This is a genomic window from Pseudomonas sp. NPDC088444 (assembly GCF_044900175.1).
In the GTDB taxonomy this organism is placed as follows: Bacteria; Pseudomonadota; Gammaproteobacteria; order Pseudomonadales; family Pseudomonadaceae; genus Aquipseudomonas.
This window is the reverse complement of the sequence record NZ_JBJDNK010000006.1, coordinates 187,267-211,336: the sequence shown is the minus strand read 5'-3', so window position 1 is coordinate 211,336 and position 24,070 is coordinate 187,267. Positions and strand designations below refer to the sequence as shown.

Annotated in this window: 24 protein-coding genes and 1 pseudogene; 12 read left to right on the top strand and 13 right to left on the bottom strand. The window is 59.7% G+C overall.

All coding sequences use genetic code 11. The features are described 5' to 3' along the window. Positions 1-99: 99 nt before the first annotated feature. Together ACI2KB_RS13925 and rsd are read left to right on the top strand one after the other, a co-directional pair. The gene (locus ACI2KB_RS13925; protein ID WP_404635383.1) at positions 100-627 is read left to right on the top strand and encodes a disulfide bond formation protein B; all 528 of its coding nucleotides are present in this window, start codon (positions 100-102) and stop codon (positions 625-627) included. A 184-nt stretch (positions 628-811) separates the two neighbouring features. After that, positions 812-1,270 carry a sigma D regulator gene (gene rsd, locus ACI2KB_RS13920; RefSeq protein ID WP_404635381.1) on the top strand — a complete coding sequence of 153 codons (459 nt, stop codon included), beginning with the start codon at positions 812-814 and terminating at the stop codon, positions 1,268-1,270. Between the two features lie 58 nt (positions 1,271-1,328). Here the strand turns inward: rsd and ACI2KB_RS13915 are convergent, their stop codons facing one another. After that, entirely contained in the window at positions 1,329-2,006 is a 678-nt protein-coding gene (locus ACI2KB_RS13915) for an FKBP-type peptidyl-prolyl cis-trans isomerase (RefSeq protein ID WP_404635379.1), read from the bottom strand. Positions 2,007-2,186: 180 nt separating this feature from the next. Here ACI2KB_RS13915 and ACI2KB_RS13910 point away from each other — a divergent pair, with 180 nt between their 5' ends. After that, entirely contained in the window at positions 2,187-3,236 is a 1,050-nt protein-coding gene (locus ACI2KB_RS13910; protein WP_404635377.1) for an AlgP family protein, read from the top strand. On the opposite strand, the gene ACI2KB_RS13905 is transcribed toward ACI2KB_RS13910, so the two are convergent. Next, positions 3,233-3,700, bottom strand: a complete 468-nt coding sequence (locus ACI2KB_RS13905) for a TIGR02444 family protein (protein ID WP_404635375.1) — start codon at positions 3,698-3,700, stop codon at positions 3,233-3,235. The genes ACI2KB_RS13910 and ACI2KB_RS13905 overlap by 4 nt on opposite strands. A 46-nt stretch (positions 3,701-3,746) precedes the next feature. Between ACI2KB_RS13905 and ACI2KB_RS13900 the strand changes: the two genes are divergently transcribed. The 3 genes from ACI2KB_RS13900 to ACI2KB_RS13890 all read left to right on the top strand — a co-directional run bounded on the left by ACI2KB_RS13900 (position 3,747) and on the right by ACI2KB_RS13890 (position 6,993). Further along, positions 3,747-5,657, top strand: coding sequence for an ATP-binding cassette domain-containing protein (locus ACI2KB_RS13900; protein ID WP_404635373.1), 1,911 nt, complete (start codon positions 3,747-3,749; stop codon positions 5,655-5,657). After that, on the top strand, positions 5,657-6,262 hold the full coding sequence (locus ACI2KB_RS13895) for a mechanosensitive ion channel domain-containing protein (RefSeq protein WP_404635371.1): 606 nt from the start codon (positions 5,657-5,659) through the stop codon (positions 6,260-6,262). The genes ACI2KB_RS13900 and ACI2KB_RS13895 overlap by 1 nt, the downstream gene beginning before the upstream one ends. 104 nt (positions 6,263-6,366) lie before the next feature. Further along, positions 6,367-6,993 (top strand): LysE family transporter, encoded by a 627-nt coding sequence (locus ACI2KB_RS13890; RefSeq protein ID WP_404635369.1) that lies wholly within the window; start codon positions 6,367-6,369, stop codon positions 6,991-6,993. 184 nt (positions 6,994-7,177) lie between these two features. Here the strand turns inward: ACI2KB_RS13890 and ACI2KB_RS13885 are convergent, their stop codons facing one another. From ACI2KB_RS13885 to ACI2KB_RS13870, 4 genes are read right to left on the bottom strand one after another with little or no spacing between them, the layout of a single operon-like run. Then, positions 7,178-7,930 carry a penicillin-binding protein activator LpoB gene (locus ACI2KB_RS13885; RefSeq protein WP_404635367.1) on the bottom strand — a complete coding sequence of 251 codons (753 nt, stop codon included), beginning with the start codon at positions 7,928-7,930 and terminating at the stop codon, positions 7,178-7,180. Positions 7,931-7,933: 3 nt separating this feature from the next. Continuing rightward, positions 7,934-8,524, bottom strand: a complete 591-nt coding sequence (lpoB, locus tag ACI2KB_RS13880; RefSeq protein WP_404635365.1) for a penicillin-binding protein activator LpoB — start codon at positions 8,522-8,524, stop codon at positions 7,934-7,936. Between the two features lie 35 nt (positions 8,525-8,559). Further along, positions 8,560-8,931 carry a YcfL family protein gene (locus tag ACI2KB_RS13875; protein ID WP_404635363.1) on the bottom strand — a complete coding sequence of 124 codons (372 nt, stop codon included), beginning with the start codon at positions 8,929-8,931 and terminating at the stop codon, positions 8,560-8,562. Between the two features lie 13 nt (positions 8,932-8,944). Beyond that, positions 8,945-10,348, bottom strand: coding sequence for a COG3014 family protein (locus ACI2KB_RS13870; RefSeq protein ID WP_404635361.1), 1,404 nt, complete (start codon positions 10,346-10,348; stop codon positions 8,945-8,947). Between the two features lie 365 nt (positions 10,349-10,713). Between ACI2KB_RS13870 and ACI2KB_RS13865 the strand changes: the two genes are divergently transcribed. Together ACI2KB_RS13865 and ACI2KB_RS13860 are read left to right on the top strand one after the other, a co-directional pair. Next, complete coding sequence (locus ACI2KB_RS13865) at positions 10,714-12,609, top strand: FTR1 family protein (protein ID WP_404635359.1); 1,896 nt, start codon at positions 10,714-10,716, stop codon at positions 12,607-12,609. Positions 12,610-12,636: 27 nt separating this feature from the next. Next, entirely contained in the window at positions 12,637-13,089 is a 453-nt protein-coding gene (locus ACI2KB_RS13860) for a YaiI/YqxD family protein (RefSeq protein ID WP_404635357.1), read from the top strand. A gap of 206 nt (positions 13,090-13,295) precedes the next feature. Here the strand turns inward: ACI2KB_RS13860 and elbB are convergent, their stop codons facing one another. Next, positions 13,296-13,973 carry an isoprenoid biosynthesis glyoxalase ElbB gene (gene elbB / locus ACI2KB_RS13855; protein WP_404635355.1) on the bottom strand — a complete coding sequence of 226 codons (678 nt, stop codon included), beginning with the start codon at positions 13,971-13,973 and terminating at the stop codon, positions 13,296-13,298. Between the two features lie 176 nt (positions 13,974-14,149). On the opposite strand from elbB, the pseudogene ACI2KB_RS13850 reads away from it, so the two are divergent. Then, positions 14,150-14,670: pseudogene (locus tag ACI2KB_RS13850) on the top strand (hypothetical protein); the annotation flags it as partial. On the opposite strand, the gene ACI2KB_RS13845 reads toward ACI2KB_RS13850, so the two are convergent. After that, positions 14,657-15,277 (bottom strand): DedA family protein, encoded by a 621-nt coding sequence (locus ACI2KB_RS13845; protein ID WP_404635353.1) that lies wholly within the window; start codon positions 15,275-15,277, stop codon positions 14,657-14,659. The pseudogene ACI2KB_RS13850 and the gene ACI2KB_RS13845 overlap by 14 nt on opposite strands. Before the next feature lie 330 nt (positions 15,278-15,607). Between ACI2KB_RS13845 and ppk1 the strand changes: the two genes are divergently transcribed. Continuing rightward, positions 15,608-17,830, top strand: a complete 2,223-nt coding sequence (ppk1, locus tag ACI2KB_RS13840; protein ID WP_404635351.1) for a polyphosphate kinase 1 — start codon at positions 15,608-15,610, stop codon at positions 17,828-17,830. Here the strand turns inward: ppk1 and ppx are convergent. From ppx to ACI2KB_RS13815, 5 genes are all read right to left on the bottom strand, one after another. Beyond that, positions 17,817-19,319, bottom strand: a complete 1,503-nt coding sequence (gene ppx / locus ACI2KB_RS13835; RefSeq protein ID WP_404635349.1) for an exopolyphosphatase — start codon at positions 19,317-19,319, stop codon at positions 17,817-17,819. The genes ppk1 and ppx overlap by 14 nt on opposite strands. Before the next feature lie 330 nt (positions 19,320-19,649). Next, positions 19,650-20,384 (bottom strand): amino acid ABC transporter ATP-binding protein, encoded by a 735-nt coding sequence (locus ACI2KB_RS13830; RefSeq protein ID WP_404635347.1) that lies wholly within the window; start codon positions 20,382-20,384, stop codon positions 19,650-19,652. Then, on the bottom strand, positions 20,371-21,021 hold the full coding sequence (locus ACI2KB_RS13825; RefSeq protein ID WP_404635700.1) for an amino acid ABC transporter permease: 651 nt from the start codon (positions 21,019-21,021) through the stop codon (positions 20,371-20,373). The genes ACI2KB_RS13830 and ACI2KB_RS13825 overlap by 14 nt, the downstream gene beginning before the upstream one ends. Next, positions 21,018-21,683 (bottom strand): amino acid ABC transporter permease, encoded by a 666-nt coding sequence (locus tag ACI2KB_RS13820; protein WP_404635345.1) that lies wholly within the window; start codon positions 21,681-21,683, stop codon positions 21,018-21,020. Before ACI2KB_RS13820 ends, ACI2KB_RS13825 begins: the two co-directional genes overlap by 4 nt. Before the next feature lie 29 nt (positions 21,684-21,712). Beyond that, positions 21,713-22,498 (bottom strand): transporter substrate-binding domain-containing protein, encoded by a 786-nt coding sequence (locus tag ACI2KB_RS13815; RefSeq protein WP_404635343.1) that lies wholly within the window; start codon positions 22,496-22,498, stop codon positions 21,713-21,715. 267 nt (positions 22,499-22,765) lie between these two features. Between ACI2KB_RS13815 and ACI2KB_RS13810 the strand changes: the two genes are divergently transcribed. Together ACI2KB_RS13810 and ACI2KB_RS13805 are read left to right on the top strand one after the other, a co-directional pair. Continuing rightward, positions 22,766-23,470, top strand: coding sequence for a FadR/GntR family transcriptional regulator (locus ACI2KB_RS13810; RefSeq protein WP_404635341.1), 705 nt, complete (start codon positions 22,766-22,768; stop codon positions 23,468-23,470). Between the two features lie 119 nt (positions 23,471-23,589). After that, the gene (locus tag ACI2KB_RS13805; protein ID WP_404635339.1) at positions 23,590-23,910 is read left to right on the top strand and encodes a thioredoxin family protein; all 321 of its coding nucleotides are present in this window, start codon (positions 23,590-23,592) and stop codon (positions 23,908-23,910) included. The last annotated feature ends 160 nt before the right edge of the window (positions 23,911-24,070 follow it).

Genomic DNA, 24,070 nt, shown 5'->3' with positions numbered 1-24,070 from the left:
TCCGTAATCACACTCGGAAACATCCTCCTTCGGTCGCCTTGAAAGCGAGTCTCGCTTTCCTCTACCGTTATCGCCCTCGTCTTTTGTTACGGATTTTCCATGCATCTGGCTCGTACGCGCTCACTGTTTTTTCTGGCGTTCCTCGCTTGCGCGTTGATCGTGGGTGCGGCTGTCTATCTGGGACATTTGACCGGATCAGACACTTGCCCATTGTGCTTCGTACAGCGTGCATTGATGTCGGTCTGTTCGGCTATTTGCTTGTTCGCCATTGTGCATCAGCCGGGTCGTAGTGGCTGGCGTGGCTATTCGGGTGGGCTGTTTTTCATTGCGTCCCTGGGTGCGGCGGTCGCGGCGCGACAAGTCTGGCTACAGGAGTCGCCGCCTGACAACCTGGCGTCCTGCCTTGAGAATCTGAAGTATCTGCTCGATACCCAGCCGTTCTGGAAAGTGCTCTATCTGACATTGATCGGTGCTGCCGGATGTTCCGAAATCAACTGGACCCTCTTTGGTATCAGCGTTCCCGAGTGGAGTTTGCTGGCGTTCTCAGGACTCATGCTGTTTTCGCTGTACTACGTTTTCATCGAATTTCGCCGCGCTAGGCCAATGGATACAGGGACCTCGGATTAAACGCTTGTATGAACTTTATCGACTGCGTACCTTGAAGGCCTCGGCGAGCGGGCATAATCTGGGCCGCACGCATCATCGGATCATGCTGCTGTCGACGTTTTTCACAGCCGGTTTTCATAGGCCACGCGCCGGATCACCTTTATGATTCGGGGTCGGAGTGCCCCTGAAGGGAAGAGAGAACATCATGCTGGAAAGTTGTCAGAATGCTCAGGAACGCTGGGGTGGGGTTCACAAGCTGATCGACCGTTGGTTGCACGAGCGCAACGAGCTGATCCAGGCTTACGACGTGCTGGGTGCCGAACCCGAAGCGCTGTCTGAAACCCGTAAACAACTGCAAGAGTTCTGCGGCACGCTCGTTGATTATGTGTCGGCAGGGCACTTCGAAATCTACGAACAACTGACTGGCGAAGCCAAGGCCTTCAACGACCAGCGTGGTCTTGAACTGGCCGATACGATCTATCCCCGGATCGACGTCATCACCGAGAAACTGCTGGCGTTCAACGATCTTTGTGATGAAGGCAAATGTGTTGCCGAGAAATTCAAGGAGCTGGGCGGCTTGCTGCATGAGCGCTTCGAACTTGAAGACTGCCTGATCGAAGTGCTGCACAACGCGCACAAGGAACAGGATGCCGTTCAAGCCTGACTTGGCCGCGATCAAAAAAGGGTGCTCTGAGGGCACCCTTTTTTTATGGCACCTGCGTTTACTGGGAAACCGCCAACAACTCGATTTCAAACACCAGCGGCGTGTAAGGGTCGATCAGATCGCCAGCGCCTTCAGCGCCGTACGCCTGGGCTGATGGAATCACCAGGCGCCATTTCGCACCCACCGGCATGTCCACCAGCGCAGTGGTCCAGCCCGCGATCACGCTGTCCAGGCGGAACCATTGTGGTTGCTGGCTCTGGTCGAAGATCGTGCCATCCGGCAGGCGCCCGACGTATTTCACCTGAACGCGGCCATTGATGTCCGGCTTGGGGCCATTGCCGGGTGTCAGTTCGGTCATGAGGATGCCGTCTGCCAGCTGGCGTACGCCGGGTTTGGCTTTCTCGGCGTCCATGAAGCGACGCTCTTCCTTGAGCGCAGCTTCGGTCTGCGGCTCGGACTGGCCGGAGTTTTCAGCCTGGGCAAGAGCCGCATCATGGTCGCTGAGAATCTGCTCCATGCGCTCCTGTTTGATCGCCAGTGGCTTGTTCTGGTAGGCCTGCTGCAAGCCTTCGATCAAGGCAGGCAGTTGCAGGTCGGGGGCTTCCTGGCGCAGACGCTCGCCCAGACTCGCACCCAGGCTGTAGGCCAGATCATGAGCGTTGTCAGCGGGTGGGGCATCGGTCGCGTGGGCAAGGGGTACCAAGAGGAACAACGACATAAACAGGTAGCGCGACATGAATGCTCTCCGGCCTGGGAAGTGGCGATTATGCCAGCGCTGAGGATCGAATGTGATGGCTGGATGTGCTGTTTTTCCGCTCCGTGCAACAGACCGGAAATTGTAGTGTCAAGATGCCCTAGCGGCGGTGCGGGCAGAGGTCTAGTATGAGCCGCATTCAAATCAGCCAGGAGGTAAGTCATGTCGGCCACCAAGAAGCCAGTAAACACTCCGTTGCATTTGCTCCAACAACTCTCGAGCAGCTTGCTCGAACATCTTGAAGATGCCTGCTCTCAAGCCTTGGCTGACGCCGAGAAGTTGCTCGCCAAGCTTGAAAAACAACGCGGTAAAGCTCAGGAAAAACTGCACAAGTCTCGCACCAAATTGCAGGACGCGGCGACTGCCGGTAAAGCCAAGGCACAGGCCAAGGCCAAAGACGCTGTCGCTGAACTCGAAGCGTTGCTCGATGCGCTGAAAAATCGCCAGACCGAAACCCGCACCTACATTCAGAATCTCAAGCGCGATGCTCAGGAAAGCCTGAAGCTGGCCCAAGGCGTGGGTCGTGTGAAAGAAGCCGTTGCCAAGGCGTTGAGTGATCGCGCGGCCAAGGCCCCGGCGAAGGCAGTCGCCAAACCGGTCGCTAAAGCCCCTGCGAAAGCGGCAGCCAAACCCGCCGCTAAAGCACCGGCCAAGGCGCCAGCCAAAGCTGCCGCTGCCAAGCCAGCCGCAGCAAAACCGACGGCTGCCAAACCAGTAGCGGCCAAGCCTGCTGCAAAAGCCCCTGCGAAAACGACGGCCGCCAAGCCAGCCGCCAAAACTGCAGCGGCCAAACCGGCTGCCACCAAGGCGCCTGTTGCGGCTAAACCCGTCGCCAAGCCTGCCGCAAAGCCTGCCGCGAAAGCCCCGGCTAAAACCGCTGCCGCAAAACCTGCGACCGCTGCGGCAAAACCAGCGGCCAAGCCTGCTGCGAAGGCGCCAGCCAAGCCCGCCGCGACCGCTGCAGCCAAACCGGCAGCCGCAAAACCTGCCGCCACTGCCAAACCTGCCGCCAAGCCCGCTGCCGCCAAGCCGACGGCCAAGGTCGCCGCCAAAGCGGCCTCCAAGCCTGCCGCTGCCAAGCCTGCTGCAAAACCAGCGGCCAAGCCCGTGACGCCTGCTCCAGCCGCAGCGACCTCGACCCCTGCTCCTGTAGCGCCGACCACTCCGGCCGCTGCTCCAGCCACCGGTTCGATGCCGTCCAGCGCGTCTTAAGCGGCGTCCTGCCCGACGCGTTGCAGCACGTGCAGCGCGTCGGGTGCTTCGCTCGCGGCTTTGCCCGCCAGCGCCTCTAGCCACGCCCCGGTTGTCTGCATGGCCTGATCCGGCCAGTCCTGAACCAGACGTTGCAGCCTCACCAACAATTCCCGTTCGGCATCCAGTTCCAGCACTTTCAAGCGCTCACGCAACGCATCGAGTTCCTCGTCGGTAGCGGCTGCCGCTTTCCATTGCGTGCGGATCGCCCGCAGAGGGCCGACCACTTCGTCGTGCCAAGGCGTCGCCAATTGTCTGATTTCTTCGGCGCGTATCGGATCTAACGGGATCCGTCGCTGATCCAGCCACACCCCGCACAATAGCGCGCAGACGTTGCCGCCGCTGGCCTGTAGCGCGAGACAAGCCTGTTCAACGCCGGGGCGCGCATAGAAATCGAGGGTAAAACTCCAAAGGTCGGAAGGCATCGTCATCTACCCGTTTTGGGCGAAGCTGGTAGACTCCGCCGCCATTATGATCAGACTTCAAAGCCTTACCTTACAGCGTGGTCCGCAGCGTCTGCTAGAAGATGCCGAGATGACGCTGCACGCCGGTCAGAAAGCCGGCCTGATCGGGGCCAACGGCGCCGGTAAATCCAGCCTGTTCGCGTTGCTGCGGGGTGAATTGTCCCCTGACAACGGCGATTGCTCGCTGCCCGCCGATTGGCGCATTGCCCACATGCGTCAGGAGGTCGATACCCTCGAACGCCTGGCGGTGGACTATGTCCTCGATGGCGACTTGCGTCTGCGTCAGGTGCAGCAGGACCTGGCGGCGGCTGAAGCAGCTCACGACGGCGCTGCTCAAGCGCGACTGCACGCCGAACTGGACAGTGCCGATGGCTACACCGCTGACGCCCGCGCTCGCAAGCTGCTGGCCGGTCTGGGCTTCACCAACGAGCAGATGGAACGCCAGGTCGGCAGCTTCTCCGGTGGCTGGCGGATGCGCCTGAACCTGGCACAAGCCCTGATGTGCCCATCGGACCTGCTGTTGCTCGACGAGCCGACCAACCACTTGGACCTCGACGCCATTCTCTGGCTCGAAGACTGGCTCAAGGGTTATCCGGGCACGCTGTTGCTGATTTCCCACGACCGGGATTTCCTTGATGCCGTGGTCGATCACGTTGCCCACGTCGAGCAGAAAAAAATCACGCTCTATCGCGGTGGCTACAGCGCCTTCGAGCGTGCCCGTGCCGAACGTCTGGCCCAGCAGCAACAGGCCTACGAGAAGCAGCAGGCGCAGCGCGCGCACATGGAAAAGTACATCGCCCGCTTCAAGGCCCAAGCCACCAAAGCGCGTCAGGCCCAGAGCCGGATCAAGGCGCTGGAGCGGATGGAGGAGCTGTCGGCGGCCCACGTCGATTCGCCGTTCAACTTCACCTTCCGTGAGTCCGACAAGATCTCCAGCCCGCTGCTGGATTTGTCTGATGCGCGTCTGGGGTATGGCGACAAGACCATTTTGCAGAAGGTCAAACTGCAACTGACGCCGGGCGCCCGGATCGGTTTGCTGGGGCCCAATGGTGCCGGTAAGTCCACGCTGATCAAAAACCTGTCTGGCGAGCTGTCGCCGTTGAGCGGGCGTTTGCAGCGTGGGGAGAACACCGTTGTGGGTTACTTCGCCCAGCATCAACTGGACTCCCTCGATTCCAAGGCCAGTCCGCTGCTGCATTTGCAGCGTATCGCGCCGACCGAACGAGAGCAGACCTTGCGCGACTTCCTCGGTGGTTTTGACTTCCGGGGGGCGCGGCTGGAAGAGCCGGTGCTGAATTTTTCCGGTGGCGAAAAGGCTCGTCTGGCTCTGGCGCTGATCGCCTGGGACAAACCGAACCTGCTGCTGCTCGACGAACCGACCAACCACCTGGACCTGGAAATGCGTCTGGCGCTGACCATGGCGTTGCAGGAGTTCAGCGGTGCGGTGCTGGTGGTGTCTCACGATCGTCACTTGCTCAAGAGCACCACCGACAATTTCCTGTTGGTCGCCGATGGTGCGGTCGAGGAATTCGACGGCGATCTGGACGACTACACCCGCTGGCTGGCGGACTATCGTCAGCGCAACGCGCCGGTCAGCAACACACCGGTGAACCCGGACAAGACCGACAAAAAAGCCCAGCGGCAACAAGCTGCGGCGTTGCGTCAGCAACTGGCCCCGCACAAAAAAGAAGCCGAGAAGCTGGAAAAAGAACTCGGCACGGTCCACGAGAAACTGGCGAAGATAGAGGCAGCGTTAGGCGACAGCGCCATCTACGATGCCGCCAACAAGGACAAACTGCGTGATCTGCTGGCTGAACAGGCCAAGCTGAAAACCCGCGAGTCGGAGCTGGAAGAGGCGTGGATGGAAGCGCTGGAAGTGCTGGAGTCGATGCAGGCCGAGCTGGAAGCGTTGTCCTGATGGAGTCTTTGGCCTTGCCGGTTCCGGCGTACTGGATCGAGCCCATTCTGGTCGCGTTGCAGATTTTGCTGATCCTGTTGATCGGCTACACCTTGCAACGCTTCGTCGCGCGCTTTCTGACCCGCATGGCCGAGCGTTACCCGCTGCTGCCTCCAGAGTTGCTGGTGATGGTGCGTGGCGGCTTGCGCTGGTTGATCATGGGCACGGCGCTGGTAGCGGTACTCGGGCGGCTGGGCGTTTCGGCTTCGGTATTGTGGGCGGCGCTCTCGGGGTTTGTCGCCGTGGCGGCGGTGGCGTTCTTCGCCATGTGGAGCGTGCTGTCGAATCTGCTGTGTGCGGTGTTCATCTTCACCATGGGGCCGTTTCGCATTGGCGATGTGGTCGAGCTGGTGGACACCACCGACAAGCCCGGCATCAAAGGCCGTGTGACGGCGATCAATCTGATGTTCACCACGCTGGTGGAGCCTGCCGAACTGGGCGGCACCCTGGTGCAGGTGCCCAATAGCCAGTTCTTCCAGAAGTCGATCCGGCGCTGGCGCGGTAACGACGGCGTTGCGATAGTTTCGGGCGAGAGGCGAGTGGGCGACAGCCCGGTGTCGAAATAGCCTCACAGTTGCCCACAAAGCTGGCGTAACAGTTAGAAATAATTGGTTTTTGGCCCACGCAAACACTAGCTTAGGCAGAGATGCCGTTCTGCCTGAGGTGTGTAATGTCGCTCGAAACGTGGCTGGCCTTTTTCGCCGCCTGCTGGGTCATCAGTCTTTCTCCGGGTGCCGGTGCGATCGCATCGATGTCCAGCGGTCTGCAATACGGTTTCTGGCGTGGTTACTGGAACGCGCTGGGCCTGCAACTAGCGCTCATTGTTCAGATCGCGATCATCGCGGCGGGTCTGGGTGCCGTGCTTGCGACCTCGGCATTGGCGTTCACTCTGATCAAATGGTTCGGTGTCGCGTACCTGGTGTACCTGGGCATCAAGCAGTGGCGCGCCTTGCCTACCGATCTTTCCGATAACGCTTCCATTCGTCCGATTGGTAAACCGCTGGCGCTGGTCGCGCGGGGCTTTCTGGTGAACATCAGTAATCCCAAGGCGCTGGTGTTCATGCTGGCGATCCTGCCGCAATTCATCGACACCCATCTGCCACTGCTGCCGCAGTACCTGATGATTGGCGTGACGATGGTCAGCGTCGACCTGATCGTGATGGCGGGGTATACGGGGCTGGCGTCGAAAGTGCTGCGGGCACTGAAGACGCCGAAACAGCAGCGTCGAATGAACCGCACGTTTGCCGGATTGTTCGTGAGCGCGGCGGCGTTTTTGGCGACGTTGCACCGCGCTTGAAAGCACGCGCATAAAAAACCGTGGCGGATGGCGCATCGTTCAGATGACACGCTGTCGCGCAGTCAGCAAAGTGTGGGAGCGAATTCATTCGCGAGACGTCGGTACACCCGATACACATTTTCTGGATGTACCCTCGCATCGCGAATGAATTCGCTCCCGCAGTTGAGCTGCGTTGGTTTCGGAATCACCGCAGAATCTTCGGCGCCTCGTCACGGGGCAGGTTGTTGCGTGGCGCAGGTTGCTCTTGCGAGTACTCCAACTCCCCTCGCAGTTGCTCTCGCAACTGGCGCGCAACGTCAATACCGATCGACTTTGAAACCTCTTTGACGACGCGACCGCGATTCGGCGTGACGCGCACGTCGTTGCCATTGACCAGTTTGGTGTCCTGACCTTCGCCCATCGCCGTAAAGGCCGAAGTGATTTCGAAGGTGCGGGTGTTGATCAGGCTGAAGTCGCCCACCAGCGTCAGGCCCAGCACGGCTGAGTGGCTGTTGGTGTTGGCGATTTCATTGACGTCCTGGCGAAAATCGATGTCCGACACGGTGCCGAACAGCACGTAATCAGCGCCTTTGAAGTTGCCGTTCTTGATGCGCTTGATGACGTCGTACACGTCTTCCTTGGCGTTGGCCGTGTAAGGCGTGCCCTGCACCAACTGGAACATCCCGGACTTGAGGATCTGGCCCTTGATGTCGCCGCTGAATGTGCGCAGTTCGCCCTGTTCGATGTAGGTGTTGCGCGCTTCGTACTCGTTGTAGCTCGATGAGCCGCTGGCGCTGTAGCGATTAACCTGAAGGTTGGTCTGCGCCGACACCGTGTGGATGTACTGTTCCACTTGCTGTTCGAACGCCATGTCAGTCACAGCGACTTTTGGCGCCGCTTGAGCGCACAGCGTGCTCATTGCGCACGCCAGGCCGAGAATGCCGATCCATGTACGCATCGCTTAGCGCTCCGTGGTTTTGCGGATTTCTTTCTCGTCCATCCACTCAGCAATGCCGCTTTCAACGTCGATCAGTTGCAGGCTGAATTTGTAGAAGACGTCCTTGTAATCGCTGCTGCGCTTGACGATGGAACTGATCGAACCCTCAAGACGGTATTTGGCGGCGATCATGTTGCCGGTCTTGTTAACGGTCGACTGCTTGTACAGGCCGCTCTGGTTTTGCAGCTTCAACTGGTCGACCTGGCTCTGCATATCCGTGTTGTCGCTGGCGAAACGTGCAGTGCCGGACTTCATCAGCTGGGTCTTGATCGTCGTGGTGATTTCGCGGGTGTCGATGTACTCGCTGGTCTTGTTCTTCACGTCGTAGACCTGCACCACCGGGCGGCCTTGCAGCGCGCCGGACTGGGCCAGCGAGCGGGTCATGCTCTCGGCGATCATTTGCAGGTCCGTGGAGCCGAATTCGTTGGTCACGGTTTCCACGGCCTTGGTGTCGCCGTAGCTGATGTTCTTGCTGCCCAAGGTGGGCGAGTTGTTGGCACAGCCGGTGGCCAGCAGGGCGACAGCGGCGAGGAGTGAAAGGCGAATGAACGACATGTCTTTAGTCTCTTGGGCTGAGCGAAGGGGGGCGATCAAGGGGTTTTGACTTCGAGGCGGAAGTCAGTGGCCTTGGGAACCGGGGCGATGGCGGGCAGGAAGCTGCTCTGGGAACCATACAGCGTCAGGCTTTTCCAGGTTTCAGGCTCGGCGACCGGAAAGCCGTCGTTGCCCAGCCAGGCGAAGCGGTAATACATCGTCTTGTTGTAACTGCTGGTGTTGTTGAGCGAGACGTTGACGGTCATGAAGCCGTTTTCACGGGCGACGCGCATCGGACCGATCTCGATGTTTTTCAGGTCACCCAGCGCAACAACCTTGCTGGCCGCCGTGCCAGGAGCAGGTGGTGGAGGTGTGGCGCAACCGGCGAGGAGTGCCAGTGCCGTCAGCGCGAGAATCTTGCAACGCATGGAGAGTCTTCCTTCAAGGTTTGTTGGCGGCCACGGCTTGCGGCAGGGTCGATGGCATCACTTGCGCGGCGAGACCGGCGGTGTAGACCTGGTTGCCGATGGCGCGCAGGGTGACCACTTGATAAGGGCGATCGATTTTGATCTGCACATGAGTGCCACCTAGCGACGACGGCAACACCACCTGATGTTCGCCCTGCTTGAGACGTACGCGGGCCACCAACGTGTTGTCCGGCAGCGTGCGCCAGGTGCGGGTGTCGGCGCCTTCGGTCACCGCTGACGCGATGCCCACCGCCAGGCCGGCCAGCGGGTTTACGTCGTTGAGTTTTTTCTGCGCCACGCCACGGGTGATCGCTCGCACGCTGGTGCGCAGGATGATGCCCGGCATGTCGTCACGCAGTGCGCGGCGGGACATGGCCGTGGTGCTGTTGAGCGCAGTCAGGTTGAGTGGCTGGCCGTCGAGACCGATCTGATCGAAAAACGGCGTCGAAGTGTCCGCCTTGATCACCGGGAACGACAGTGGGGTGATCACCAGGTTGTTGTTGATCGGCAACGGTATCGGGAGGCGAATTGAATCCCGGGCGGGCGCGAAGCCGGTTTGCACGACGAGCAGCACTTCGCTGCCCTCTGTCTGGGTGTTTTTGCTGCCTGCAGCGTCGAGGTCCAGCAGTGCCTGATCCAGCAGCGGGGTGTTAGGGCGCAGTTCGGCGGCCTGTCGATAACCTGGTGCTGCCAAGTCCTTCTCACCCAACGCTTCGTAGACGAAACCCGCGAGGTAGTGGCTAAAGGCGCTCTGATAGCTGTTCTTCAGACTCACTACTTCGGGCGCATTGAGGGATTCGACCGGATAGCCTCTGAGGTCCTTGTACTGGGTGTTCACACCTTGAGCCTTGGCCTCGTCTTCGCTCTTGAGGTACTCCTTGTCGCGCAGTTCGGCGATGACGGCTTCGCGCTCGTGGGTTTTCTTGATTTCGGTGCGAGCGCCTTCGAAATCGTTCTGGGCCAGCAGGTTCAGGGCCATCTGCGTGGTCAGCATGACTTTTTCGTAGTCGTAGCCTTCGTAGCGACGGACCTTGTCATTGACCAGGTAACTGCCGAACTGGGCCAGGTACTTGCCGCTGTCCAGTTTGACCGAGTCTTCCCAGGCGATGACGGTCTGGTCTGCGTGGCCCCATGCGGCCTGGCTGCCCGCCAGATCGCCCTTGGAGCGCAACAATTCGCCTTTCTCGAAGTAATAGAGCAGGTCTTTGTCGTCGCCAGTGTTGTTCTTTTCAAGGAGCGTCAGGGCGCCGTCGACGTTGCCGCTGGTGAGCTGCTGGTTGGTTTGTTGCAGTTCCGTATCGTAACTGCGAAACGCAGCACAGCCGGTCAGTTGCGCAGCAGCGATCAGCGCGAGAGTGCCAAGGGCGCGAGGTGACATCGAGATCAGTCCTTGAACAGGGCTGGCCGTGTCGTTGAGTCTGCGGCCAGACAAATCCGTTTGAAGAAGGCGAGGGCGCTTCCCATGAAAACAGCCCTGGATGATGGCTGTGTGCCACACTGTGGCGGGCGGGAATTATAAGGAGTGAGGCGCTGAAAACAATGGCTTTTTGATGGCTTTCAATACTTTTAGAAGTGTCTGACACGAGGTTTTGCCACATGCACAGTGCCACTGGTACATCGGCTGACAAGCCCGGAGGTTAAGCATGAAAAGCGCACATCGAGGCCATTGAGCAGCAACGCTTGAGTGCGCGACGCCCAACATGAACAATAGCAACCCTTCGCATTTCTATTTGAGATCCCTTCATGTTGTCCCCTTCTCGCTATCTGGCCTGCCTGAGCCTGACATTGCTGAGTCTGTTCAGCGTTGGCGCATCGGCAGATTCCGCCGACGGTGCCGCTCAGGCGCTGCACCTGCTCGATTACGTGAGCGCCGATTACCCACCCACTGTTGCGGATGGCAAGGTCGTCGATGAGGCGGAATACAAGGAGCAGGTTGAGTTTCTGGGGGCTTTGGAAGGGCTGATCGAGGCGCTGCCAGAGCGGGCTGAACGTGCCGATCTGGCCCAAGGCGTCAAAACGCTGCAACGCGCGGTTGATCAGAAGCAGGACGGCGCTTCCGTGGCGCGTCAGGCCCGTCAGTTAGGGGCGAAGCTTGCGGTGGCGTATGAAGTGAGCCAGGCGCCGATCATTACGCCGGATCCGGCTCGCGGTGCGCCGCTCTACGCCCAGTATTGTTCGGTCTGCCATGGCGATGCGGGCGCGGGTGATGGACCGGCAAGCATCGGCATGACGCCTTCTCCGGCCAATCTGCGTGATGCGGCGCGACTGGATCGCCTGAGCCTCTTCGACGTTTACAACACCCTCGGACTGGGCATCGAAGGCACGGACATGCCGTCGTTCGCCGATCAACTGGACGACCGCCAGCGCTGGGACGTGGCGACCTACATCGCCAGTTTCAGCGCCGATGCCACGGCCCAGCCGGTCAAGACCTTCAACCTTGCGGACCTTGCGCGTCAGACCCCGGTCGAAATCGCCGCTGTCGAAGGCCCGCAAGCGGCCGCCACGTTCCGCGCCCTGCGTGCCCAGCCGCCCCAGGTTCAGCGAGGCCCAGCGCAGTTGCTCGATTACACCAGCACGACGCTGGACAAAAGCCTGGCGGCCTACCAGTCCGGGGATCGCGAGCAGGCGTACGACCTGTCCGTCGCCGCGTATCTGGAAGGCTTCGAGTTGGTGGAAAGCTCGCTGGATAACGTCGACGCCACTGTGCGCAAGGACACCGAAAAGGCGTTGATGGCTTATCGACAATCTTTGCAGGATGGCCTGCCAGCCGCCGAAGCCGCCGAAAAACTCGCCGCTGCGAAGGTGAAGTTGAAAGCGTCAGCCGACCTGCTGGGCAGCGATGGCTTGAGCACGTCGCTGAGCTTTGTTTCGGGCTTGTTGATCCTGCTGCGTGAAGGGCTGGAAGCGATTCTGGTATTGGCGGCGATTCTGGCGTTCCTGCGTAACACTGGCCAGCAATCGGCGGCGCGTAGCGTCAACGTCGGATGGGGGCTGGCGTTGCTCGCGGGTCTGGGAACGTGGGCGTTGGCGGCCTATGTGATCGACGTCAGCGGCTCGCAGCGTGAATTGCTTGAAGGCGCGACCGCTCTGTTCGCCAGTGTCATGGTGCTGTGGCTGGGGGTGTGGATGCACGATCGGCGCCACGCCGCGGCATGGCAGGACTACATCAAGAGCAGCCTGGTCGGTGGCGGCGGTCGGTTCGGTTTTGCGGTGTTGGCGTTCTTCTCGGTGTACCGCGAGTTATTCGAGGTGATCCTGTTTTACGAGACTCTGTGGCTGCAAGCCGGTCCAGCCGGGCATAACGCCGTGTTGGCGGGCGGCGCCACGGCGCTGGTGTTGCTGGTCGGTCTGGCGTGGGTGATTCTGCGCGGTTCGGCGAAGCTGCCATTGGCGATGTTTTTTGGCATCAACGCCGCGTTGTTGTGCGCGCTCTCTGTTGTGTTCGCAGGGCATGGTGTCAAGGCGTTGCAGGAGGCTGGAATCTTCGGCACACGCCCGGTGCCGTTTTTCGAATTCGACTGGTTGGGTATTCACGCTGATGCGTATTCACTGAGTGCTCAGGCCATCGCGTTGGTTGCGATTGCGGTTTTGTATGGGCGCAGTCGTCTCTCGGAGAAGCGACGCGCGTCAGCGGCCTGATGGTTACCCTGTAGGAGTCAATGCCAAATGCGCGTCTGGATCGATGCCGATGCCTGCCCCAAGGCGGCGCGGGATCAAGTGGTCAAGTTTGCCCTCAAGCGGCACTTCGAAGTGGTGTTGGTGGCAGGGCAGGCTGTGCCTCGGCCTGCGTTTGCAGTGGTGAAGCTGATCGTGGTGCCCAGCGGGCCGGATGCCGCTGACAATTATCTGGTTGAACACGCAGTGCCAGGCGAACTGGTGATCTGTAGCGATGTGCCGCTGGCTGACAGGCTGGTCAAAAAAGGCGTCGCGGCACTGGACCCGCGCGGCAAGGAGTTCGATGCCCAGAACATGGGCGAACGGCTGGCGGTGCGCAATCTGTTCACTGACTTGCGCGAGCAGGGTCAGGTGGGAGGAGGGCAGAGCGCTTATGGCGATCGCGAGAAACAGGCATTCGCCAATGCGCTGGATAGGATTCTGACGCGCTTATCCCGTGGTTGAGCTGTTCGCAAACCTTACGTGGTTAACCCCTGTAGGAGCCGGCTTGAACTGGCGAGGCGTTACGTCTGTCACCTCATCAGTCACTGACCCACCGCATTCGCCAGCAAGCCGGCTCCCACGCTCAGGATCAGCGCCGATTCTGTGGGAGCCGCCTTGGTGGCGAAAGAGGTTGTCAGCCGACATAAAAGCTCCTACAAGGTAGCGCTTCAAGCGGGGGCTGCTTCATTCTCCTGCACCAACTCCAACACCCGATCCACCAGTTTGTTGATCCCCGACGCCACTTCGCCAATCGACTTGGCGACCATGTAGGCCGGTGTGCTCACCAGTTTGCGGTCTTTGTCTTCGACGATGTCGGTGACGTCGCAGTCTTTGTGCTGGCCGCCCATTTTGGCGATCTTGGCTGCCGTTTCGGCGCAGTTGCCAATGGTGCAGGTCACACCGGGGCCGTAGATTTTGGCGGCCAGTGCAGGCGATACGCAGATCAGGCCAATTGGCTTGCCCGCTTCTGCGAATGCTTCGGCCATGGCCAGGACCTCCGCTTGAACCTTGCAGGCTGAACCCTCTGTTGCGAAGTTCGACAGGTTCTTCGCCGCACCAAAACCGCCGGGGATGATCAGCGCGTCGAATTCGCTGATGTCAGCCTCGCGGATGTCTTCGATGGCGCCTCGGGCAATGCGCGCCGATTCCACCAGCACATTGCGGGTTTCGGGCATTTCTTCACCCGTCAGGTGATTGATGACGTGGTGTTGGGCGATATTGGGCGCAAAACACTTCACCTCGGCGCCGCGCTGGTCCAGACGCAGCAGGGTGAGCACGCTTTCATGAATTTCCGCGCCGTCCTGTACGCCGCAACCGGAAAGAATGACGGCCACTTTTTTGCTCATGCGTGTATTCCCTCTCTGAGACGATCCGTTCGCGCCGGGTACGCCATTGTTGTCCTGTTCTCTGGCACTTTTGGCGCCAACGATGGCATCAAATGTCTACTAATTTCTCACCTGTTGCCACAAGGTTTTGCCGTGGTGGCGCCTAATCTTTGAAGTTTCGTCGCCGGGTGGCATCGATGAATTTCATTCTGTACGCCGTGCCGTTTTTCTTTGTGCTGATCGCGGTAAAACTGTTGGCTGATTGCTGGCGTAAGGTCAATTACTACCGTGGAGCGGACGCGATCAACAGTTCGAGTACCGGCGTGCTGTCAACCACCACCGGGTTGCTGACCAAGGGCAAATTCGATGTGCCGTTGAACCTTGCGCAGCAGATTTACATCGACGTGCAGTTTTCGTTGTACACGCTGCTCGGTAGCTACCTGCTGTCGAATGGGGAAGCGCTGTCCTCGCCCGCGTTGATGCTGGGCTGGACGTGGGTTGCACTGGGTTTGTTCGTGTTCGGGGTGGCGCTGGAGAAAGGGCCGCCGCGTTGAAGCTGGAGGGGGTGAGGCTGGTGGCGAACTGGCCGCTGATGGCGCTGGCGCCTGTTGTGGGGCTGTGGTCAGCCAGTTCGCTGGGATGGGCGGCGTTGCTGACGTACACCTTGTTGAGCACGATTGCGATGTATCGCGCTCATGGGCGGTTTACTCGTCTGGCCGGTCCTTGGCGTCGACCGCAGCAGGCAGCGCCAGCTTGGCTTCTTCCCGGGCAATGCGGGCGTTCTTGAGGCGGCGTCGGAGCCACAGCAGGCCACCGATCACCAACAGGGCGCCCAGTACCCACAGCTCGTATTTCTTGACGTTGCCCAGCAGGCCTTCGAGTACGGCGCCGAATTTGTACGCCGCAGCGCCCAGCGCCGCCGCCCAGATCGCTGCGCCGATACCGTTGAGCAGCAGATAGCGCCCCGGCGGGTAACCGGACAGGCCAATCGCCACGGGCATGACCGTACGCAGGCCGTAGACAAAGCGGAAGCTCAACACCCAGATGTCCGGGTGCTTGCGAATGTGTTCCAGCGCGCGATCGCCGAGCATTTGCCAGCGCGGTTTGCGTGCCAGGAGCTTGCGGCCGTGCTTGCGCCCCATGAAATACCAGAGCTGGTCGCCTGCGTAGCTGCCGAAGAAGGCAACCACCACGACCAGATTGATGTCCATGTACCCGCGAAACGCCAGAAATCCAGCGAGAACCAGAATGGTCTCACCTTCGAAAAAGGTGCCGAGGAAAAGGGCGAAGTAGCCAAATTCTTGTAAAAAATGCTGGAGCATCATATGGGTGCTGGCGAAATGAACGCGCAGCCTAACGCGCCGGACACATTCAGGAAAGTGTCGAAATGTGTCTTGGCGTTAAAGTTTCCTACGACTTCAGTGGAATTGTTGTCTGGGAAGCGGGTTTGAGTCTGACACTGTATGGTGGACATCCAACTGTCATGCAAGAGTCATAATGCTGGCTTATAACTGTCACGTTTGTCCGCAGGAGTCCGGTGTGACCGGTCTGCGCTGCTGTTCGTCCCCCTAGCTGTGGCGGGACCGGCAGGTTGATCTCCTCAGCCGTTCCCACGGCCCAACTGTGATAAGGGCGATTGCCTTACAGGATTATTCATGAGTACCGAAGGAACAACCGAAGCCGTCGTCGAAATCGAACCTCAGGTCGTGTCGCAGGAAGTGAACTCAGTGGTCGAGCCGACCATCGAGGTCGTACCCGCTCCTGAAGCGCACCCGCCCGTCGCTCCTGCTGTCGTGATTCCAAACCTGGACGACAGCAGCCTTTATATCCATCGCGAACTGTCGCAGTTGCAGTTCAACATTCGCGTGCTGGAACAGGCGCTGGATGAGTCCTATCCACTGCTCGAACGTCTCAAGTTCTTGCTGATTTTCTCCAGCAACCTCGACGAGTTCTTCGAAATTCGCGTCGCGGGCCTGAAGAAACAGATCAATTTCGCCCGTGAACAAGCCGGTGCCGACGGTCTGCAACCGCATCAGGCGCTGGCCCGCATCAGCGAGCTGGTCCATGGCCACGTTGACCGCCAGTACGCGATCCTCAACGACATCCTGCTGCCGGAGCTGGAAAAGCATCAGGTGCGTTTCATCCGTCGTCGTTACTGGACCACGAAACTGAAGACGTGGGTGCGTCGTTATTTCCGCGACGAAATCGCGCCGATCATCACGCCGATTGGTCTGGACCCGACGCACCCGTTTCCGTTGCTGGTCAACAAATCCCTGAACTTCATCGTTGAGCTGGAAGGTATCGACGCCTTTGGTCGTGACTCGGGTCTGGCAATCATTCCGGCGCCACGTCTGCTGCCGCGCGTCATTAAAGTGCCGGAAGATGTCGGTGGGCCGGGCGACAACTACGTGTTCCTGTCGTCGATGATTCACGCCCATGCCGATGACCTGTTCCAAGGCATGAAGGTCAAGGGCTGCTATCAGTTCCGTTTGACGCGTAACGCTGATCTTGCGCTGGATTCCGAGGACGTCGAAGACTTGGCCCGCGCCCTTCGTGGCGAGCTGTTCTCCCGGCGTTACGGTGATGCGGTGCGTCTGGAAGTGGCCGATACCTGCCCTAAACACCTGTCGGACTACCTGCTCAAGCAGTTCAACCTGACCGAGAGCGAGCTGTATCAGGTCAACGGTCCGGTCAACCTGACCCGTCTGTTCAGCATCACCGGTCTGGACAGCCATCCTGAGCTTCAGCACCCGCCGTTCACCCCGGCAATTCCGAAGCTTTTGCAGAACAGCGAAAACATCTTCAACGTGATCAGCAAGCAGGACATTTTGCTGCTGCACCCGTTTGAGTCCTTCACGCCCGTGGTGGATTTGCTGCGTCAGGCCGCGAAAGACCCTCACGTCCTCGCCGTACGCCAGACCCTGTACCGCAGCGGCGCGAACTCGGAAATCGTCGACGCGCTGGTGGACGCCGCGCGTAACGGCAAAGAGGTCACGGCCGTCATCGAATTGCGTGCGCGCTTCGATGAAGAGTCCAACCTGCAACTCGCCAGCCGTCTGCAAGCGGCAGGTGCGGTGGTGATTTACGGCGTGGTCGGCTTCAAGACCCACGCCAAGATGATGCTGATTCTGCGCCGCGAAGCGGGTGAGATTCAGCGTTACGCGCACTTGGGGACGGGTAACTACCACGCTGGCAACGCACGTCTGTATACCGACTACAGCCTCCTGACCTCCGACGACGCGCTGTGTGAAGACGTCGGCAAACTGTTCAGCCAGTTGATCGGCATGGGTAAAACGCTGCGCATGAAGAAGCTGCTGCACGCGCCGTTCACGCTCAAGAAAGGCATGCTCGACATGATCGGTCGCGAAACGCAATTCGCGACCGAAGGCAAGCCCGCGCACATCATCGCCAAGTTCAACTCGCTGACCGATCCGAAGATCATCCGTGCGCTGTACAAGGCCAGTCAGATGGGCGTGAAAATCGATCTGGTGGTGCGTGGCATGTGCTGCTTGCGTCCGGGCGTGCCGGGTGTGTCGCACAACATTCAGGTACGTTCGATCGTTGGCCGCTTCCTGGAGCACACTCGTGTCTTCTACTTCCTTAACGGCGGCGACGAGCAGATGTTCCTGTCCAGTGCAGACTGGATGGAGCGCAACCTCGACAAGCGCGTCGAGACCTGCTTCCCGGTCGAGGGCAAAAAGCTGATTCTGCGGGTGAAGAAGGAGTTGGAAGGGTATCTGACCGACAACACCCACGCCTGGCTGTTGCAGCCGGACGGGCGCTACATTCGCAGCACGCCGACCGGCAACCAGAACCCCCGCAATGTGCAGGCGTCGTTGCTGGAGAGGCTCAGCAACCCGGTCCTCAGCGTACGCTGAGGACGATGTTGACTCGGGTCAGCCACTCCGCTTCCAGCGCGAAGTCGGCCTGAGTCAGCTGGTTGTTTTCCAGCCAGCCATCCGGGAACTGAATGTCGAGCTGGTTATCGTTGGCGGTCAGCACAGGTTGCGGCATCTCTTGGGTGCCGCGAATGTGGTGGAACAGGATCGCGAAGCGCAGCAGCACGCACAGGCGAATCAGCTTCACGCCCACATCGCCAAAGTCGGCGAATTTATCCTTGGGAATGTTGCGGCGGTGGCCGCGTACCAACAGTGCGAGCATTTGCTGGTCTTCCCGCGAGAACCCTGCCAGATCCGAATGCTCGATCAGGTACGCGCCGTGCTTGTGGTAGTGGTAGTGCGCGATGTCCAGACCCACCTCGTGCACCTTGGCGGCCCAGCTCAGCAGATCACGATACAACTCATCTTCCAGTCCCCACGCCTGTGCGACCTGATCCAGCGCTGACAGTGCCTTGCGCTCGACGCGGGCGGCTTGTTCCAGATCGACGTGATAACGGTCCATCAGCGAACTGAGGGTGCGTTCACGGACGTCCTCGTGGTGATGCCGGCCCAGCAGGTCGTACAGCACGCCCTCGCGCAATGCGCCGTCGCAGTGATCCATGCGCTCCAGATTGAGTGCGTCGAAGATCGCTTCGAGAATGGCCAGGCCTGCGGGGAAAATCGCGCGGCGATCCGGTTTGATGCCGTCGAAATCAATCTTGTCGACTTCTCCCAGCTTCATCAGTTTGCGCTTGAGCCACGCCAGACCTTCGGCGTTGACCTCGCCATTGCCGTGGCCGCCCGCCTTCAGGGCCAGACCGATGGCGCGAATGGTGCCGGACGAGCCGATGGCCTCATCCCAGGACAGGCGATGCAGGGCGTGCTCAATGCTCATGATCTCCAGCCGCGCTGCGGTGTAAGCCTGCGCGTAGCGTGCCGGGGTGATTTTGCCGTCCTTGAAATAGCGCTGGGTAAAGCTCACGCAGCCCATTTGCAGGCTTTCGCGCAGCAGAGGCTCGAATCGCTGGCCGATGATGAATTCGGTACTGCCGCCGCCGATGTCCGCCACCAGACGTTTGCCGGGCGTGTCGGCCAGGGTGTGGGACACGCCGAGGTAGATCAGGCGCGCTTCTTCACGGCCGGAAATGACTTCGACCGGATGGCCGAGGATCTCTTCGGCACGATGAATGAATTCATTGCGGTTGCGCGCTTCGCGCAGGGCGTTGGTGCCAACGATGCGCACCGAGCCTGGCGGCATACCGTTGATCAGTTGGGCAAAACGCTTCAGACAATCGAGCCCGCGCTGCATGGATTCTTCATTGAGCTTGCGCTCGTCGTCGATTCCGGCGGCCAGTTGCACCTTCTCACCGAGCCGCTCAAGGATGCGGATTTCACCCTGATGCGCTTTGGCAACAACCATGTGAAAGCTGTTGGAGCCCAGGTCGATCGCGGCGATCAGCGAGAGGTTCTTGTCAGTGGATGGCGGCATGGTCAAAGGTCTCGGTCGATAACCCCGACATCGTGCCACGAACGGGCATTGGCGCCAAACAAGACGATACATTTGTGCTGCGAGTGTTGCGGGGGCGGCTTGCTGGCGGACGCATGGGGTCCGCACAGGATGAACCGACTGACACGCCGCCTTCGCCAGCAAGGCGGCTCCCACAGGTTCGGCGCCGAACAGAAGTCATGGATCTGCCCCGGTCATTGTGGGAGCCGCGTTGGTGCGGGCGGCGTTCCGACGAATGCGGTTGACCAGCCAACAAAGAATCCCCCACGGGATCGCGTTCGCCGATAAGCCGATAAATGGTGTGTAACGACCTCAGGCGTTTTCAACTGAGCCAATGAAATTCGCCAGCTCCGGCGTCTTCGGGTTAGCCATCAATTCTCGCGGATCGCCCACCTCATGCACCTTGCCCTGGTGCATGAACACCAGCTTGTCGCCCACTTCCCGGGCGAAGCGCATTTCATGGGTCACCATGATTAGCGTCATGCCGTCTTTGGCCAGCTCCCGCACCACGCTGAGCACTTCGTTGACCAGTTCCGGGTCCAGCGCCGAGGTGATTTCGTCACACAGCAGCACCTTGGGCGACATTGCCAGCGCACGGGCGATGGCCACGCGCTGCTGCTGACCGCCAGACAGACGATCCGGGAACGCATCGAACTTTTCCCCAAGACCCACGCGGTTGAGCATTTCTTTCGCCAGCTTGGCCGCTTCAGCCTTGGAAGCTTTTTTCACGACTTGCGGCGCGAGCATGACGTTCTCGCCGACCGTCAGGTGCGGAAACAGGTTGAACTGCTGAAACACCATGCCGACTTTCTGTCGTAGGCTGCGCAGATCGGCCCGCGCCGCGTCCAGATACTCGCCGTCGACTTCGATCACGCCGTCGTTGATCGATTCCAGCCCGTTGAGCGTGCGCAGCAGCGTACTTTTGCCCGAGCCGCTGCGGCCGATGATCGCCACGACCTGGCCTTCTTCGACGCTCAGGTCGATGCCTTTGAGCACGTGGTGGTCGCCGTAGTATTTGTGCAGGGCGGAAATTCTAAGCAGAGGCATGAAGTCTCCTTTCCAGGTAGCGCGCGCTGAGCGACAGCGGGTAGCAAAGCAGGAAGTAGCCCAGGGCGACGAAGCCGTAGACCATGAAAGGCTGAAACGTGGCGTTGGCGAGCATGCCACCGGTCTTGGTCAACTCGGTGAAGCCGATGATCGAGGTCACGGCCGTGCCTTTGACCACCTGCACCGAAAACCCGACGGTCGGCGCAACCGCGATGCGCAAGGCTTGCGGCAGAATCACGTAACGCAGCTGTTCGACGCGGGTCAGGGCCAGGCTCGCCGAGGCCTCCCACTGACCGTTGGAGATCGACTCCACGCAACCTCGCCAGATTTCGGCCAGGTAAGCGCTGGTGAACAGCGTCAGGGCCAACGCCGCAGCGACCCAAGGCGAAATATCTACGCCCAGCAACGCAACGCCAAAGAACACCAGAAACAGTTGCATCAGCAGCGGCGTACCTTGAAATAGCTCGATGTAGGCGCGAGCCAGCGTACGGAACGCCGAGGTGTGCGAGATGCGCATCGTCATCACCAGCAGCCCGATGATGCCGCCGCCGATGAATGCCACCAGCGACAGCACCAGTGTCCATTGCAGCCCGGTGAGCAGGTTGCGCACGATGTCCCAGAGGGTGAAATCCATCAGCGGTTCCTCGCGATATAGCGACTGCCGATCCAGGCCAGCAACTGACGAATCATCAGGGCCATGAACAGGTAGATCAGCGTGGTAATGATGTACGTCTCGAAGGCGCGGAAGTTACGCGACTGAATGAAGTTCGCCGCGAAGCTCAGCTCTTCCGTGGCGATCTGCGAGCAGACTGCCGAACCGAGCATCACGATGATGATCTGGCTGCTCAGCGCGGGCCAGACCTTGCCCAGTGCGGGGATCAGCACCACGTAGCGGAACGTTTCGAAGCGCGTCATCGCCAGCGCAGCCGACGCCTCCAGCTGCCCGCGAGGAATCGCCTGAATGCCCGCCCGGATGATTTCCGTCGAGTAAGCCCCCAGGTTGACCACCATCGCCAGTACCGCCGCCTGCCACTCGGAAATCTGCAGCCCCAGCGAAGGCAGGCCGAAGAAGATGAAAAACAGCTGCACCAGAAACGGCGTGTTGCGTATCAGCTCGACGTAAACCCCGAACAGGGCCGAGAACGGTTGGATTTTCCAGGCTCTGACGATAGCGCCGACGATGCCGACTGCAACGCCCAGTAGGGTGCCGATAGCGGTCAGCTCAAGGGTGAACAGCGCGCCGCGCAGCAACAGGTCAGCGTTTTGCAGGACTGGAATGAAGTCGAACTGATACGCCATTTATAAGGCCTCAAAGCAACGAGCAGGAATCAGAGATCGGCTGGCAGTGGCTGTTTCAGCCAGGTTTGCGAGTTCTTTTCCAGCGCGCCGTCCTTCTTCGCCGCTTCCAATATCTCGTTGACCTTGGCCAACAGTTCAGGTTGGCCCTTGTTCACGCCGACGTAGACCGGCGAATCCTTGAGCTTCACTTTCAGCGCCGGGATGCGCTTCGGGTTCTTCTCGCTGATCGCAACCATGACCACGTTGCCGCTGGCGATCAGATCGGTCTGGTTGGCCAAGTAAGCCGCGATGGTCGAATTGTTGTCTTCGAAGCGCTTGATGGTCGCTTCCTTTGGCGCAACGGCGGTCAGCTCGATGTCTTCGATGGCACCACGGGTCACGCTGATGGTTTTGCTTTTCAGGTCGTCCACGCCGTTAATGGCCGCTTCAGGTGGGCCAAACACCGCCAGGTAGAACGGTGCGTAGGCGCGGGAGAAGTCGATGACCTTCTCGCGATCCGGGTTCTTGCCAAGGCTGGAAATCACCAGGTCCACTTTGCCGGTGGTCAGGAACGGGATGCGGTTGGTGCTGTTGACCGGGGTCAGTTCGAGTTTGACCTTCAGTTTGTCAGCGATCAGTTGTGCGGTGTCGATGTCCAGGCCGCGAGGTTTCATGTCCGGGCCAACCGAGCCGAACGGCGGGAAGTCCTGCGGTACGGCGACTTTCAGGGTGCCCCGTGCGGTCACATCGTCCAGGCCGTTGGCGTGGGCGGGGGCCTGGCCGAGCATCAGGCTGGCAAACAGGGCGGCAAGCAGAGCGCTGTAACGCTTGGTCATGTGACGTCTCCGAATCGAACGAATGTGTTGGCGATGCGTGTGTGATGATTCACCGCTTTTGCACAGCCCATGCCACTCTCTCTTTTGTGACCATGGAATGCGGGCTGGAAGGGGGTTGTGGTCTAACTGGTCTGAACAGTTGGCCTGCATCGCGCCCCGCTTTGGCGCGCCTGCAAGCCACGCCGCCCCTTGCTTGGGCGTCACTTGCCGAATCTTCGCGATGACTATAAAAGAGGATTTTTCCACCCTGATTGCGTCTGAACTCTCATGCACTCAAACCCGATTGCAGTACCCGAAGCGGCCTTTCAAGCGATCCGTAAACTGATTGCCGAACAGGGCTACGGCCCCGGCGACAGCCTGCCTTCGCAGCGGGATCTGGCAATTCGGCTGGGAGTCAGTCGCGCGTCTTTGCGTGAAGCGTTGTCATCACTTAGCGCGTTGGGCGTGGTCAGTGTGCAGCCCGGAAAAGGGGTGTTCGTTCAGGCGATTTCTGAACCACAACAGAGCACGAGCGGTTTTTCCTGGCCTTTCGCTGCCCATGCGTCGCCTTCCGAGACCTTTCAATTGCGCTATGCGCTGGAAGGGTTCGCGGCAGGCTTGGCCGCTGTGACCTTGACGGCCGATGAGCGTGATGTACTGGAGGATAACGTCGAAGCCATGCGGCTTGAGCTGAAGGCGGGTGATTTCGACAGCGCCGCGAAGCTGGATTTCGATTTCCACCGGCGCATTCTGGTGGCCAGCGGCAATCAGGCGATTCTCGGCATCATCACCGCCAGCGCCGACATCTTTCTGGAAAGCCAGAAACTACCGTTCATCCGGGCGGGCAGGGCGATGGAGACCTGGCAGGAGCACCGCAAGATCCTCCGTGCTCTGGCGCGCAATGCTTCCGGTCCCGCGCAGAAGGCGATGCAGGAGCATATAAGAGGAGCGGCGTTGCGTACGGGGATCGTGTTCGTTGCGCCGTCTGGCTGAAAACGAGGAGCCGTTTGTCATTTAAGAGTCGGCACGCTCTCAGGGTTCTAAAATTAAGGTGCTGCCGGAAGGAGCATGGAGGCAGTCGACTGTTCGCATGAATGAAAAGGAGCTTTCTCATGAGCAAGTTAGACATCGTTACAGACGCTGATTTCGATCAGCAAGTTGATAGAGCTGAAATTCCTGTGTTGGTGTTCTTCACTGCCCCTTGGTGTGGCCCAGGCAAAATGTGCCTCCCTTTTCTTGAGGGGCTGAAGGATGATTACAATGGCAAGGCTCTAATTTTTCAAATGGACGCGGATGAAAACCCCGATACGGTCGCAAGATTCGCCATTCAATCTCTGCCGACGGCAAAGATATTCAAGAAAACCATCCGCACGCTGATCGGAGCCCAGCCTAAGGAAAACTTTAAGGCTGAACTTGATTCCGTTATCAATTAGTCCTAGCTGGCGCCAGGTTTAGATTGGCTGTCGGCGCCTTCCTGTCCTTCGGTTCGGCCAGGAACTCTCTGACCCTTGATTAGTCTTCCCTCCTGCTGTCATAGCAAGAGACAATCGCCTCAGCCTTCCTGTCACGCGTTGACACAGTTATGATGACCCA

Excerpts from the sequence above, each read along its gene's own strand:
- ACI2KB_RS13925 (WP_404635383.1), top strand. The coding sequence starts at position 100 with ATGCATCTGGCTCGTACGCGCTCACTGTTTTTTCTGGCGTTCCTCGCT.
- rsd (WP_404635381.1), top strand. The coding sequence starts at position 812 with ATGCTGGAAAGTTGTCAGAATGCTCAGGAACGCTGGGGTGGGGTTCAC.
- ACI2KB_RS13915 (WP_404635379.1), bottom strand. The coding sequence starts at position 2,006 with ATGTCGCGCTACCTGTTTATGTCGTTGTTCCTCTTGGTACCCCTTGCC.
- ACI2KB_RS13910 (WP_404635377.1), top strand. The coding sequence starts at position 2,187 with ATGTCGGCCACCAAGAAGCCAGTAAACACTCCGTTGCATTTGCTCCAA.
- ACI2KB_RS13905 (WP_404635375.1), bottom strand. The coding sequence starts at position 3,700 with ATGCCTTCCGACCTTTGGAGTTTTACCCTCGATTTCTATGCGCGCCCC.
- ACI2KB_RS13900 (WP_404635373.1), top strand. The coding sequence starts at position 3,747 with ATGATCAGACTTCAAAGCCTTACCTTACAGCGTGGTCCGCAGCGTCTG.
- ACI2KB_RS13895 (WP_404635371.1), top strand. The coding sequence starts at position 5,657 with ATGGAGTCTTTGGCCTTGCCGGTTCCGGCGTACTGGATCGAGCCCATT.
- ACI2KB_RS13890 (WP_404635369.1), top strand. The coding sequence starts at position 6,367 with ATGTCGCTCGAAACGTGGCTGGCCTTTTTCGCCGCCTGCTGGGTCATC.
- ACI2KB_RS13885 (WP_404635367.1), bottom strand. The coding sequence starts at position 7,930 with ATGCGTACATGGATCGGCATTCTCGGCCTGGCGTGCGCAATGAGCACG.
- lpoB (WP_404635365.1), bottom strand. The coding sequence starts at position 8,524 with ATGTCGTTCATTCGCCTTTCACTCCTCGCCGCTGTCGCCCTGCTGGCC.
- ACI2KB_RS13875 (WP_404635363.1), bottom strand. The coding sequence starts at position 8,931 with ATGCGTTGCAAGATTCTCGCGCTGACGGCACTGGCACTCCTCGCCGGT.
- ACI2KB_RS13870 (WP_404635361.1), bottom strand. The coding sequence starts at position 10,348 with ATGTCACCTCGCGCCCTTGGCACTCTCGCGCTGATCGCTGCTGCGCAA.
- ACI2KB_RS13865 (WP_404635359.1), top strand. The coding sequence starts at position 10,714 with ATGTTGTCCCCTTCTCGCTATCTGGCCTGCCTGAGCCTGACATTGCTG.
- ACI2KB_RS13860 (WP_404635357.1), top strand. The coding sequence starts at position 12,637 with ATGCGCGTCTGGATCGATGCCGATGCCTGCCCCAAGGCGGCGCGGGAT.
- elbB (WP_404635355.1), bottom strand. The coding sequence starts at position 13,973 with ATGAGCAAAAAAGTGGCCGTCATTCTTTCCGGTTGCGGCGTACAGGAC.
- ACI2KB_RS13845 (WP_404635353.1), bottom strand. The coding sequence starts at position 15,277 with ATGATGCTCCAGCATTTTTTACAAGAATTTGGCTACTTCGCCCTTTTC.
- ppk1 (WP_404635351.1), top strand. The coding sequence starts at position 15,608 with ATGAGTACCGAAGGAACAACCGAAGCCGTCGTCGAAATCGAACCTCAG.
- ppx (WP_404635349.1), bottom strand. The coding sequence starts at position 19,319 with ATGCCGCCATCCACTGACAAGAACCTCTCGCTGATCGCCGCGATCGAC.
- ACI2KB_RS13830 (WP_404635347.1), bottom strand. The coding sequence starts at position 20,384 with ATGCCTCTGCTTAGAATTTCCGCCCTGCACAAATACTACGGCGACCAC.
- ACI2KB_RS13820 (WP_404635345.1), bottom strand. The coding sequence starts at position 21,683 with ATGGCGTATCAGTTCGACTTCATTCCAGTCCTGCAAAACGCTGACCTG.
- ACI2KB_RS13815 (WP_404635343.1), bottom strand. The coding sequence starts at position 22,498 with ATGACCAAGCGTTACAGCGCTCTGCTTGCCGCCCTGTTTGCCAGCCTG.
- ACI2KB_RS13810 (WP_404635341.1), top strand. The coding sequence starts at position 22,766 with ATGCACTCAAACCCGATTGCAGTACCCGAAGCGGCCTTTCAAGCGATC.
- ACI2KB_RS13805 (WP_404635339.1), top strand. The coding sequence starts at position 23,590 with ATGAGCAAGTTAGACATCGTTACAGACGCTGATTTCGATCAGCAAGTT.